This window comes from Knoellia locipacati (genome assembly GCF_044791685.1).
GTDB lineage: Bacteria > Actinomycetota > Actinomycetes > Actinomycetales > Dermatophilaceae > Knoellia > Knoellia locipacati_A.
The window spans coordinates 2,305,393-2,317,803 of the sequence record NZ_CP087730.1; the positions used below are offsets into that span (position 1 = coordinate 2,305,393).

Sequence of the window (12,411 nt, forward strand, 5' to 3'; positions counted from 1 at the left end):
CGCGTCTCAGCAGGAGGTCAGCCCGTGATCACCGTCGAAGGAGTCACCAAGGAGTACGGAAGCTTCACCGCGGTCGATGACGTCACCTTCACTGCCCGAACAGGGCGCGTGACCGGATTCCTGGGTCCCAACGGCGCCGGAAAGTCGACCACGATGCGGATCATGGTCGGCCTCACCCGTGCAACATCGGGGACCGTCACCATCTCCGGACGCCGCTACGTCGACCTGCCCAATCCCGGCCTCGAGGTCGGCGTGCTCCTGGACGCCTCCGCTCAGCATGCCGGGCGCACGGGCCGCGAGATCCTCGCCCTGGCCCAGCGGTTCATGGGCCTGCCCCGGACCAGGGTCGAGGAGATGCTGGAGATCGTCAGCCTCACCCCGCACGAGGCTTCTCGGCGGGTCGGCGACTACTCGCTAGGGATGCGGCAACGCCTCGGCATCGCGACCGCGCTGATGGGCGACCCGGAGGTTCTCATCCTTGACGAACCCGCCAACGGGCTGGACCCCGCTGGCATCCGATGGATGCGTGACCTGCTGCGTGGGTATGCCGACCGCGGCGGCACCGTCCTGCTCTCCTCGCACCTGCTCCACGAGATCGAGGTCATCGCTGACGACATCGTCATGATCGGTCACGGTCGGATCGTGTCCCAGGGAACCAAGGCAGTGCTCCTGCACGAAGCCGGGACGATCGTCCGTGCCGAGGACATCTTCCATCTCGAGCTGGCCATGACCGAGTGGGGACTCACCACACACCCCACCGGCGACGGCGGCCTCCGCACCGAAGCCGACACCAGCCTGGTCGGCAAGGTCGCCCTCCAAGCCGGGGTCGCGCTCACCGAACTGCGTGCCGCCGAAGGCGCCGGCCTCGAGGAGATGTTCCTCGAGCTCACCTCCACCACCCAGCGAGAAGGAGTCCCGAAATGACCGCCATCGTCGCTGACACCGTCCACCTCCCACGAACCGTCGCCCGACCGATCCCCCTCACTCGGATCACCGCCGTCGAACTGCGCAAGATGTTCGACACCCGGTCCGGCTTCTGGCTCATCGCCAGCATCGCCATCTCTGCAGTCCTGGCCACGGCCGGTGTCATCCTGTGGGCCCCGAACGACGAGCTCACCTACTCCACCTTTGCCACCGCCATCCGCTTCCCCGTCGCGATCATCCTGCCGCTCATCGCGATCCTCGCGGTCACCAGCGAATGGAGCCAGCGCACTGGACTCACAACGTTCACCCTGATCCCACACCGCGGCCGGATCATCGCAGCCCAGTCGATCTCCTCCGTCCTCATCGCCATTGCCGCAATGGTGCTGACCTTCGCCGTCGGGGCGCTCGGGAACCTGATGAGCGCCGCCGTGACCGGGACCGCCCTCGTGTGGGACGTGACGTTCACGCAGTGTCTGTACTACGTCCTCGGCATGGTCCTCAGCCTCCTGGTCGGGTTCATGCTCGGTGTGCTCATCCGCTCATCGACGGCAGCTCTGGTGGCCTACTTCATCCTGACGTTCGTGCTCCCGACGATGAGCGGCCTGTTGGCTACCAGCCAGCAGTGGTTCCACGACCTGCAGCCCTGGGTCGACATCCAGTTCGCGCAAAGCGGACTGTTCGTCTTCGACCAAGCCCTGACCGGCGAGCAGTGGGCCAACATCGCCGTCACCGGCATCACGTGGCTGCTCATCCCCATGGCCGTGGGGCTGGGGTTCGTGATGAGAGCCGAGGTGAAGTAGTCGGCCTGCGCCGCGTAGTGCATGCCGAAGTCAAATGACTCCGGGTGTCAGCGCTTGCGCGGCGCGGCGCGGACGTGAATGCGCTCACCCTGCCTACCGAGCAGGCTCAGGACCTCCACGGGTTGGTCACCGGCCGCACCGAACCAGTGAGGCAGATGGGTGTCGAACTCTGCAACTTCGCCCGGTCCCATCGTGATGTCGTGGTCGGCCAGGATGAGGCGCACCTGCCCGGCGAGGACGTACAGCCACTCGTAGCCTTCGTGGCTACGCAGCTCCGGTTCGCCTGCCTCCGGCGGGATGACGGCCTTCCATGCCTGTATGCCGCCGGGCTGGCGGGTGAGCGGAACCACGGTGCGGCCGTTGCGCTTGCGAGGTGTGAAGCGAACCCGGGGGTCGCCGACCTCGGGGGCGCCGACCAGTTCGTCCAACGGGATCCTGTGCGCGGCGGCAATAGGCAGGAGCAACTCGAGGCTGGGCTTGCGCTGCCCAGTCTCCAGCCGCGACAGAGTGCTCTTGGAGATGCCGGTTGCGGTCGCCAACTCCGTCAAGGTGATGTCCCGCTGAGCTCGGACCCGCCGGAGTCGGGGGCCGACGTCGGCCAGTGCAGCATTGATTGCCGACGCGCTGTCCATGCGGTCAGTTCACCATGGGTTCCGTTCCTGGCAACGTGCATTGCCATTAACGGGACCGGGCGCCGGAGTGCGATCGCTCTATTTCACCTCGGATCGGACCAGTGATCGGACGCCGACGCCCAGCGGCACAACCAGCCAGACCAAGGTCGTGAGGGCGATCCGGGCCCACTGCTCGCCCCTGAAGCCGCCCCGGAACAGGGCGTCCTGACTGAAGTTGGGTCAAGCCACGGTTCCAGGTCGACGAATCACTTCTGGTTGATGGCGAGGAAGGTCAGGAGCGTGGGGCGACGAAGGCGTAGATGAGATGTGCGACGAGGGCCGCAGTGGAACTTCGGATGAGGACCCCGAGCATGAAGCCGACATGACCACTCCCGTCGTGAGCCCTTGATGAGGGATGCGCACGAGACTTGGGCACAGGGTCACCGCCGAAGATCTATCCCGCGGACGGGGCCAGTGATGAGGCGCATTCGCACCTTGTGCAGTTGGGGCATCAGCCCATAGATCACGATGGGTACTGCAAGGGTGGCCAGGACGAGAGTGCGAACGACTGATGGCACGCCCGCCAGCCAACTGCCCAGCGCCAGGTTGAGGACGCTCAAGGTGGGAAAGACGGCCACCCAGATCATCAGTGCGAGCTGGTGCTTTGTGGGCGGCCCGACCCGCGGCGGCGTTTGCGGGTCGGGTGCCGGGGCGGACGGGGGTGTGGGGTTGGGCATGGTTGCTCCTTGGGATCGGTGGGGATGGGACGTGTGGTCAGTGAGATCAGAGGTGGAAGGCGCGGACTGCTTCTTGGACGTCCTCGTCGACCAGGTCGGCGTTGATGGCGATGCCGGCTGCGGAACCTTCGCCAGCGGCGGTGATGACCTGCGCGCGGGGGTTGGTGATGTTGCCCGCCACCCAGAGGCCGGACACGCTGGTGGCGCCGTAGGCACCGGTGACCACGAAGCCCTGCGCGTCCATGTCGGCGCCCAGTCCGAGCAGTAGCTCATTGTTCGGGAGGAACCGGGGTGGCACGAAAAGCGCGTCACGCGCAACGGACCGAGCGTCGGTGAGCCGGACAGCAGTGAGGCGGTCGTCCTCTACCTGGATCTCGGCAACCTCTCCTTCGACCATGCCGATGGCTCGCGCCACCAATTGCGAACGGTTCAGTGTGGTCAGGGTGTTGGCGGGTACGAACAGGACGACGTCGTCGGCCCACTGCCGCACGATCTGGGTGTAGCGGACAGTCTCCGGGCCGTTCCACAGAACGCCGAGCCGACGATCGCGGACCTCCCACCCGTGGCAGTACGGGCAGTGCAGGACATCGCGTGCCCACCGATCGGCTAGGCCAGGGATAGCGGGGAGCTCGTCGCGCAGCCCGGTGGCCACGAGCAGACGCCGAGCGAGGACCCTGGTGCCGTCCTCGAGCAGGACCCAGAACCCGGTCTTGCCGCACGGAACGACACCCGTCACGACGCCGTCGCGCAGCTGCCCGCCATACCCAGCCACCTCCTTGCGGCCGGCCTCCACCAACTCGCCAGGCGGCATACCGTCCCGCGAGAGATACCCCTGCATGTGGGCCGCCGGCGCGTTGCGAGGGGTGCCGGAGTCGATCACAAGGACCTTGCGGCCGGCTCTAGACAGAACCAGGGCTGCGGACAGTCCGGCGGCACCGCCACCGATCACTACTACGTCGAAATCGCTCATGCCGCAAGGGTGTACCGACGAACGCGAACTGGCGCGAATCGTTGCCGTTTCCGGGAAATCGCTCCGTTGCGGTGCGCGGTGGCACCCTTTCGTTCGCACTTCGAGCGGGCGAGGACACTACTGCGAAACGGCCCGGCAGGGCAGCGGGGTCGGAGCACACTGGGTGCATCGTCCCGACCCAATCCGACAGCACCGCCATTGGCGTGGCCACGGCGGAGCCGGACCGCGCCACGATGCCCGACGTTGGATGGCGTTTCCTCCTGCTCTACACGTTGGCCTACACAAGTACCTGCTTGGTGTTCCTCGCACCGCTGTTGGTGACCTTGGCCCTGAAGGTGAACTCGCTCGTCGGGCTCGACCGTGCGCCAAACAGCCTTGCGCTCGTCGCCGGTATCGGTGCCGCCGTGGCAGTGGTCGCCAACCCTTTCTTCGGCAAGCTCAGTGACCGGACCACCTCGCACCTCGGCATGCGCCGGCCGTGGATCGTGGCCGGACTCGTAGCCGGCTCCGTCGGTGTCCTCATCGTCGCGTTGGCACCCTCCATCCCCTTGGTGCTGCTGGGATGGTGCGTGGCACAACTGGGGTTCAACGCATTGCTGGCGACGATGGTCGCGGTGCTGCCGGACCGGGTGCCGGTCACCCAGCGCGGCATGGTGGCGGGCGTTCTCGGAGTGTGCCTTCCGGTCGCGTCCGTGGCGGGCACGTTCCTCGTCAAGCTGTTCAGCGGCTACATGCTCGCGATGTTCCTTGTGCCCTGCGCCCTCGGCGGTTTCTTCATCGTGCTCTTCGCGATCACAATGCCGGACCGTCGACTGGACCGGGCGGACAGGCCGCCGTGGTCGGTGCGGGAGCTGGCCATCACCTTCTGGGTCGACCCGCCGCAGCCCGGACTTCGCGTGGGCTTTCGCCAGCCGGTTCATGTTCGTCCTGGCCTTCGCCTTCCTGGTCACCTATCAGGCGTACTACCTGTTGGACCACCTCGGGAACGCCGAGGACGCTGTGCCGCATCAGGTCTTCCTGGGAACCCTGGTCCAGTCCGTCGTGCTGGTTGCTCCTTCTTTGCTCGCCGGGAAGCTGTCAGACCGAACGGGACGGCGGAAGGCCTTCGTCGTCATCGCCTCCGCCATCTACGGCGCGGCGACGTTCTTCATCGCCGCGGCCAGCAGCTTCAACGGCTTCCTCGTCGGCATGGAATGTACATGTACATGGCCGTCGACCTCGCCCTCGTCGTGGACGTGCTTCCCGACCCCGATACCGCCGCGAAGGATCTCGGTGTACTGAACATCGCAGGTGCTCTCCCCAGCGCTGTCGCGCCGGCCGTCGCGCCGGCCATCCTCGCCATGAGTGGGGGCAGCTACGCGATGTTATATGCCGTCGCCGGGGTCTGCGCGTTGCTCGCCGCAGCGGCGATCTTCCCTGTCAAAGGCGTGCGCTGAGGCTCGTCCGGGTCGCAGCAACAGTGCAAGGGGCGGCACTGACACCCGCTGCAGGCATCGCATGCCGGCCGGAACCACGGAGGCGATGAACCGGTCCTTCCGCCGCCGCACGGCACCACACCAGGCCAGCACCGCAGCGACTTTCGACCAGATGACCGCGCCATCCGGACCTCAGAGCGGGGCCACAAGCTCCGCGCTGGTTCGCCAGAGTCGGGCAGCCACGTCCTGGTCGTAGCTGGACTTCGAGGAGCGTTTCGGTTTGCCGTTGCGGAAGAACTGCCCCTGGACACCGTTCAGGTCCGGGCTGGAGGCGAGCAGCACCGACGTTGCTGCGCCCCGCTCGGGTGTCCGCATGAACGGGCGGACGAGGGGGACGAACACGCGTTGGGCGCGACCGGGGTCGTCGACGCCGAACGCGGTGCGAACCACCCCGGGGTGCAACGCGTTCGCGGTGACGGAAGTCCCTTGGAGCCTGCGAGCGAGCTCGTGGGTGAACAGGACGTTGGCGAGCTTGGACTGGTTGTAGGCGCGGGCACCGGAGTAGCTCCGTTCGCCCTGGAGGTCGTCGAAGTCGATGCTCCCCATGGACTCCGCGTTGGAGGAGACCGTGACGACCCGACCGTCAGAGCTGTCCTTCAGCCGTTCCAGGAGAAGGGAGGTGAGCAGGAAGGGAGCGAGGTGGTTGATGGCGAAGGTGCGCTCGAGGCCGTCGTCGGTGACGTGCCGGGTGTTCCAGTAGCCACCGGCGTTGTTGATGAGGACGTCGATGCGGGGGAGGGTGTCGAGGAGCTCGGTGGCCAGCCGTCGGACCTGGGTCTGAGAGGACAGATCCGCGGTGTACGCGTGCACGTTGCTCCGCGTCGCGCCACGTATCTGGCCTGCGGCGTCCTCGGTCCGGATCCGGTCCCGCCCGACCACAGCGACGGTGGCGCCCATCTGTGCCAGGCGCTGGGCCGTGGCCCTGCCGATGCCGCCGCTGCTGCCCGTGACCACCACGGTGCGCCCAGCCATGCGGTCGGTACCGGTGTGCGTCATGGCGTGGTCCTGGCTGTCGGGTGCAGGTAGGTCGCGAGGGTTTTCCCAAGGGCGTCCTCGACCAGCGTGGCACGGGCACCCAGCCGAGTGAGGATGCGGGTGCTGTCCACGATGAACGGCTCGTCGAACTGGTACTGCATCTCCAACAGGGAGCGCACAGTCGAGTTGGTCACGGCGGCGGCGCGCAGCAGCAATGGGTGCACCTGCCGCACCCGGGCTCGCGGCCGTCCCGCCAGCCGGTGCACCACGTCGACGAGCTCGCGTGTCGTGCGGGTGGCGGGGTCATTGGGCAGGTGCCACACCTGCCCCGGCGCCTCCGGGTGCTCACCGAGCACGGCCAGGCCCTCGCCGATGTCGGGGATGAATGTGTAGGTGTGCGGCTGGTCCGGGTCGCCCAGCACGGTCGCGGCACGACCCGTCAGCACGGCGCGGAAGACGCGGTCCCCGAGGTTTGACTGCGCTCCACCGCGCGGGCCGAAGTAGTCCGACGCTCGGCCGATGGTCACCTCGACCCTGCCCGCGGCGTGGGCTTCGAGGAGAGCGAGAGACATTCGCGAGCGGAGCAGACCCTTGCGGGTGTGGGCGTCGTGGGTGCGGTCCTCGGTCAAGGGTCGGCCATGGGGTCGCCCGTACATGTAGACGTTCTCCATGCTGACCAGGCGCGCTCCGTGGGCCTGGGCCGCGGCCAGCACCCCGGCCTGCAGGGCGGGGAAAAGGCGCGCCCACTGGTCATAGGGCGGGTTCAAGGTCTGGTAGACCACGTGCGCACCGTCGGCCACGGCGGTGGTGAAGGCAGGGTCGCTGGCGTCGCCGCCGACGACCTCCACCCCTTCTGGGACAGGTGCGTGGCCGCTGCGGTTGACCATGCGGACGGACTCACCGCGGGCATGCAGGGCCTCCATGGTGGCCTGGCCGATGGCGCCGGTGCCGAAGATCAGGTGTCGGGGGGAGGTGGGGCTCATGACGGGTCTCCGGTCGTGGGGGTGGCACGTGGGGTGGGGGTCCGGCCCGTGGTCGACACCGGGAGGAGGAGGTGCAGCAGCACTCCGAGGAGGGCGCTGACGGTGATGGCTCCGCTGGCGCCGTAGAGGGTGAACTGCTCGTGGACGGCGTCGCCGATGACGAGGGTGCTCACCGACCAGCCGATTGCCCAGAGTGCCGGCATGGCCACGGCCCAGACCCATCGCGACCGGGTTCGGTGAGGCAGCGTGACGGCCTGGGCGACGCCCAGCACCGCGCCGCTCAGGGCGCCCATGACGGCAAGGTCACCGATCGACGTCCCGTAGTCGACGGTTGCTGCACCTAGGAGCAGCCCAGCGCCCATGCCCGTGCTTGTGACTGCCGTCCACCGCGCCATCGGTAGGCGACCTGAGCTGAGCAAGGACTGACCCAGGCCGAGCACTGCGCCGGCGCCCAACCCGCCGAGCAGCGCAGCCCAGGGGCTGTCGACGCGGCCGGCGACTGCGGTTCCGGCGAGGCCGGCGAGGGGGAAGGCGAGAAACCCGAACGTCCACCGCAGCCAGGCGCTCAGTGCCCTGCTCCGCGACGCTGTGTGATCGGGTGAGCTGGTCGTCATGGTGGTCATGGCGATCAGCCCTGGACCTGGACGAGGTCGGCGTCACGCGACAGCTCGGCCGTGCGGCGGGGCTCTCGCAGGAGGAGCAGCACGGCGAAGGCGACGAGCCAGACGCTCCACAGGACGTAGCCGACGAAGTTGGCGGTGTCGATGAGGGGCAGGTTGGCAGGAGACAGGACGCCGGCGGCGATCAGGATCGCGGACACGGCTCCCAGCGCGGTGAACCAGCGACCGGCAAGGGTCCGGTGCAGCGCCACCAGGACAAGCACGGTCCACGTCGCGGTGAACAGGTACCCGAGGGTCTCGCCGATGACGTTGCCCAGGATGAAGTGGGCGGTTTCGAAGGCGTCGCGTCCGTGGGCAGCCACGGTCGGGTCGGTGCTGGCCGCGTCGTTGGCGAAGCCCGGGACCAGGACCGGCCATCTGGACAGGCCGAGGACCTGGACGACAGCGGCGGCGATGCCGATCGGGACGGACCAGCGCATGGCTCGGTGGGTGGACAGACGGGCGACGCCGACGGCGATGGGGGCGAAAAGGGCTGCGGACACGGCCATCACGGCGAACCAGAACGTGACCGGGCCTTGGTGGGTGCGGAAGTTGGCCAGGATGTCGGCGGTGGGTTCCTTGAGCACGTCGGGGTAGTTGAACACAGTTCCGAGGACGGTGAAAGCGGCGTTGGTCATGACGGCGGCCGCGATGAGCAGGGCGGCGGTGAGCTTGCGGTTCATCAGGTTTCCTCCGAGGTGGGGGCCGGTGCTGTTCCGGCGGTGAGCGGGTTTGCGGACGGGATGGAGCTGTGGTCGGCGTGCGTGGTGGCGCCTGCGGCGATCCAGGCGGCAAGGACGCTGCCGGGGTGGTCGAGCAGGTGCTCGCGGGCCAGCGCGGTCACCCGGTCCCGGTCGCCGGCCAGGTGGGCGGCGGCTAGGGCGGTCAGCTGTCGGTCCAGCCGGTCGGTGGCAGCAGCGACCGCCCGGTCCAGCAGTTCGGGCGTGGCGGGCGCCAGTAGCGCGGCGGCGGTCAGTACGAGCGGTTCGGTTGAGGTGGTGGCGCGGGCGAGGATGGCCGCAACTGCCGCGGGGTCGCCGCTGATGAGCTGTCGGACCAGGGTGTCGGTCTCTGCGGGGGTCATGGGAGCAGCGTTGCTGGGGTCGCTGACGCGGTGCTGTCACTTCGCTGACACGCTCCGGCAAGGGCCTGGCCGTATGCTCCGAAGATGTTGACCCTGGCGGTTCTGGGTCCGGTCGAGGTGCGCCGGGATGGCGTTGTCACGAGGGTTCCGGGGGGCAAGGCGAGGGAGCTGCTGGTTCGGCTGGCGTTGGAGGCTGGGGCTCCGGTGCGCGCCGAACGGTTGCTCGGGGACCTGTGGCCGGCGCAGGTGCACGCTGCAGCGCCGAATACGTTGCAGTCAAAGGTGTCCAGGTTGCGGCGCGCTCTGGGCGACCCGTCGGTGTTGCACGGTGATGACGCCGGGTACACGCTGATGGTGGATCCGCTGAACGTCGACGCGATTCAGGTTCTGGGGTTGGCCGAACAGGCGGTGGGCCTGCGCGCATCAGCTGATCCGCAAGGGGCGCTCGAGGTGTGTGAGCAGGGACTGGCCCTGTTTCACGGCGACGTCCTGCCAGCGGCCGCCGATGCCGTCTGGGCCAATCCGTACCGGGTTCGGTTGGAGGCGACCCGGCTGCGCCTGGTCGAGGAGCATCTGAGTGCGAAGGTGGATCTGGGCGCCGCCGAGGAGCTCGTGGCCGATCTGGAGGACTTGGTGGTCGCGTACCCGCTGCGCGAACGAGGGTGGACCCTGCTCGTGACGGCGCTTTACCGGGCGGGGCGTCAGGGGGACGCCTTGGCTGCCTTCAGGAGGGTGCGCCTCCTCCTGGCCGACGAGCTCGGCATCGACCCGGGCCCTGAGCTCCAGCGCCTGGAGCAGATGGTCCTGGCACAGGACCCGGCCCTTGCGGTCGCTCGGCGGCAAGCGACGGCATCGCGTGCGCGTCCTGGGGTCGGCAACGTCACGCCGCCGATGACCTCGCTCGTCGGACGTCAAGGCGAGCTGGAGCGGGTGGAAGATTCGCTGCGCGAGCGTCGTCTCGTCACGCTCACCGGCCCTGCCGGAGTGGGCAAGACGCGACTCGCGGTGGAGGTGGCCAGCCGGTCGGACCTTCCCGGGGGTGCATGGCTGGCCCATCTCGAGACCGCCACGGATGCGGTGAGCGTGTGGCGCAGCATCGGCGAGGCGCTGGCCATCGACGCCCCCACCCAAGGGGCCGTCACCGAACGACTGGCAGCCACCGAGGTGCTGATGGTGCTGGACAACTGCGAGCACGTCATCGAAGCCGTGGCCGAAACCGTCGGCACCATACTTTCGGCGGCCCCCAGCGCGCGTGTCCTCGCCACGAGCCAAGTTCCCCTGCACTCCGCCGCCGAGTCCGTCATCGACCTGGAGCCGCTCACCTTGAGCGACTCGGTTGCCCTGTTCACCGACCGGGCCGCAGCCCAGCGCCCCGAACAACCCGACGAGGACAGCCCCGCCACAGTCGAAGCGGTGTGCCGCTCCCTGGACGGGCTGCCCCTGGCCATTGAGCTGGCCGCCGCCCGAACCAAGGTCCTGCCCATCCACGAGATTGCGCGCCGCCTGGAAGACCGGTTCGCACTGCTTCGTGACCCGACGAGTCGCCTGCCCCCGCGGCATACCACCCTGCGAGCAGCGGTGGAGTGGAGCTACAGCCTGCTCTTCCCCGACGACCAGCGCGGTCTGTGGGCGTTGGCCGCGTTTACCGGGGGCGCGCCGCTGACCGCCCTTGAGGCTGTCTTGGAGGCCCTGCAGGTTCCTCGGGACGCCGGGCTGGACATCATCTCCCGTCTGGTGGATCGCTCCTTGGCCACCGCCGACATCCGCTCCCGCGGTCCGGCCCGCTACCACCTGCTGGACAGCGTCCGCGCCTTCAGCCGTGAACGCCTGCACGAAGAAGGACTAGCCGAAGCGGCTGCCGCCGCTCACGCCGACTGGTTGGCCGCCGCCGCGGACCGCGCCAACATCGGGGTGCGCGGCCCGGCGCAACCCGAACACCTCGACCTCGCCCGGACCGAGCGCGCCAACATCGACTCAGCGCTGGCCTGGTGCGCAGCGCATGACCCTCATCAGGGTGTGCAAATCGCCCTTGGCTTCGGATGGACCTGGGCGGTCCTGGGCGCCGGTGTCGAGGGCGCAGACAGGGTGCGCGCCGCCTTGGCGGCAGCCTCACCCAGTGCCCAAGAGCAGGCGGCCGGGCTCACGCTCTGTGGCTGGTTCGAGGCGTCCGGGGGCAACCTTGAGCGCGCCGCCTCTGACCTCCAGGACGCCATCCGTGTTGGGGACGACCGGGCCGGCGCCGTCGCGCGGCTCTACTTGGCGTTCGTCCATACCCAGGGTGGTCGTGCGGCGGACGCGTTGGCGCTCCTCGATGCGTGCCGAGGCGACCTGACCCGTTTGACCCTGGCCTGGGAAGAGGGCGTCAGCTGGCTCTTGTCGGCGTGGGCGCACATCGCCACCGGGGACATCGTCGCCGGAGAGGCTGCCTGCGACCGAGCGTTCGCCCTGCTTCGTCCACTGGGGGACAACTGGGCGCTGGGGCACGCAGCAGGACTCCTCGGGGAGCTGGCGCAGGCTCAGGGTCGATATGCCGAGGCGGCCGTGCACCTCGCTGGCGCGGCGGAAGCGGCCGCCGCGTCGGGGTTCGACGCCGCGCAGGCGCATCACCGGCTGAACCTCGGGCGGGTTCAGCAACAGTCCGGTGACCCGACCGGCAGTACCAACAGCCTGTTGAAGGCGATCGCCCTGGGGCAGGGGTGTGGTGACGCCCGCACCGTGGCACTGGCTCGCACCCGACTCGCGCAGGTGTCGCGGGATGCGGGGGATCTCGCCACCGCCCGGGAGCAGGTCGCCAGGGCCGTGGCCTGGTTCACGACGGCCGGGGGTGGTGACGGTGCCCTTCTTGCCGACTTCCTCATGATCACCCTGCTTGTCGGCGGTGACGCGTCAGGCACCCATGGAGAGCTGGTGGGGCTGCTGCACCGTGCTCGCTCGGCCGCAGATCCGGTGGTGGAGGTACTGACTCTCGACGCACTGGCTGCGGCGGATGTGCGCGACGGACATCCGGACGAGGCGCGCTCACGGCTCGAGGAGGCGGACACGGTGGCCGCATCGGTGCGCACCGTGTGGCCCGGCGACCGGGTCGATGGTCAGCAGGTCCGCCATGCGCTCAGCGCCGTGGCCCCTGTGACCCGCGGCGTCCCACGCGAGAACCGAGCCTCTCCGCCCTCAGCTTGAGCTGTGACATGGGCCG

The 12,411-nt window shown here is 68.7% G+C and carries 11 protein-coding genes; 4 read left to right on the forward strand and 7 right to left on the reverse strand.

All coding sequences use genetic code 11. From position 1 onward, the window contains the following. Nucleotides 1–24 precede the first annotated feature (24 nt). Together LL946_RS10630 and LL946_RS10635 are read left to right on the forward strand one after the other, a co-directional pair. On the forward strand, nt 25–924 hold the full coding sequence (locus LL946_RS10630; protein ID WP_404380435.1) for an ABC transporter ATP-binding protein: 900 nt from the start codon (nt 25–27) through the stop codon (nt 922–924). Beyond that, nucleotides 921–1,724 carry an ABC transporter permease gene (locus LL946_RS10635; protein ID WP_404380437.1) on the forward strand — a complete coding sequence of 268 codons (804 nt, stop codon included), beginning with the start codon at nt 921–923 and terminating at the stop codon, nt 1,722–1,724. Before LL946_RS10630 ends, LL946_RS10635 begins: the two co-directional genes overlap by 4 nt. A gap of 47 nt (nt 1,725–1,771) precedes the next feature. Here the strand turns inward: LL946_RS10635 and LL946_RS10640 are convergent, their stop codons facing one another. Together LL946_RS10640 and LL946_RS10645 are read right to left on the reverse strand one after the other, a co-directional pair. Next, nucleotides 1,772–2,356 carry a helix-turn-helix domain-containing protein gene (locus LL946_RS10640; protein WP_404380439.1) on the reverse strand — a complete coding sequence of 195 codons (585 nt, stop codon included), beginning with the start codon at nt 2,354–2,356 and terminating at the stop codon, nt 1,772–1,774. 762 nt (nt 2,357–3,118) lie between these two features. Next, on the reverse strand, nt 3,119–4,042 hold the full coding sequence (locus LL946_RS10645) for an NAD(P)/FAD-dependent oxidoreductase (protein WP_404380441.1): 924 nt from the start codon (nt 4,040–4,042) through the stop codon (nt 3,119–3,121). Nucleotides 4,043–4,245: 203 nt separating this feature from the next. Between LL946_RS10645 and LL946_RS10650 the strand changes: the two genes are divergently transcribed. Continuing rightward, a complete protein-coding gene (locus tag LL946_RS10650; protein WP_404380443.1) occupies nt 4,246–5,478 on the forward strand; it encodes an MFS transporter in 1,233 nt (410 codons plus the stop codon). A gap of 171 nt (nt 5,479–5,649) precedes the next feature. Here LL946_RS10650 and LL946_RS10655 read toward each other — a convergent pair whose 3' ends face one another. The 5 genes from LL946_RS10655 to LL946_RS10675 are packed head-to-tail and all read right to left on the reverse strand — an operon-like array spanning nt 5,650 to nt 9,218. Beyond that, entirely contained in the window at nt 5,650–6,513 is an 864-nt protein-coding gene (locus LL946_RS10655; RefSeq protein WP_404380445.1) for an SDR family oxidoreductase, read from the reverse strand. Next, entirely contained in the window at nt 6,510–7,475 is a 966-nt protein-coding gene (locus tag LL946_RS10660; RefSeq protein ID WP_404380447.1) for an NAD-dependent epimerase/dehydratase family protein, read from the reverse strand. The genes LL946_RS10655 and LL946_RS10660 overlap by 4 nt, the downstream gene beginning before the upstream one ends. Continuing rightward, complete coding sequence (locus LL946_RS10665) at nt 7,472–8,098, reverse strand: hypothetical protein (RefSeq protein ID WP_404380449.1); 627 nt, start codon at nt 8,096–8,098, stop codon at nt 7,472–7,474. The genes LL946_RS10660 and LL946_RS10665 overlap by 4 nt, the downstream gene beginning before the upstream one ends. A gap of 5 nt (nt 8,099–8,103) precedes the next feature. Next, a complete protein-coding gene (locus LL946_RS10670; protein ID WP_404380451.1) occupies nt 8,104–8,817 on the reverse strand; it encodes a DUF4386 domain-containing protein in 714 nt (237 codons plus the stop codon). Continuing rightward, the gene (locus LL946_RS10675; RefSeq protein ID WP_404380453.1) at nt 8,817–9,218 is read right to left on the reverse strand and encodes a hypothetical protein; all 402 of its coding nucleotides are present in this window, start codon (nt 9,216–9,218) and stop codon (nt 8,817–8,819) included. Before LL946_RS10675 ends, LL946_RS10670 begins: the two co-directional genes overlap by 1 nt. Before the next feature lie 84 nt (nt 9,219–9,302). Here LL946_RS10675 and LL946_RS10680 point away from each other — a divergent pair, with 84 nt between their 5' ends. Then, nucleotides 9,303–12,395: a BTAD domain-containing putative transcriptional regulator gene (locus LL946_RS10680; protein WP_404380455.1), complete on the forward strand. Its 3,093-nt coding sequence runs from the start codon at nt 9,303–9,305 to the stop codon at nt 12,393–12,395. The last annotated feature ends 16 nt before the right edge of the window (nt 12,396–12,411 follow it).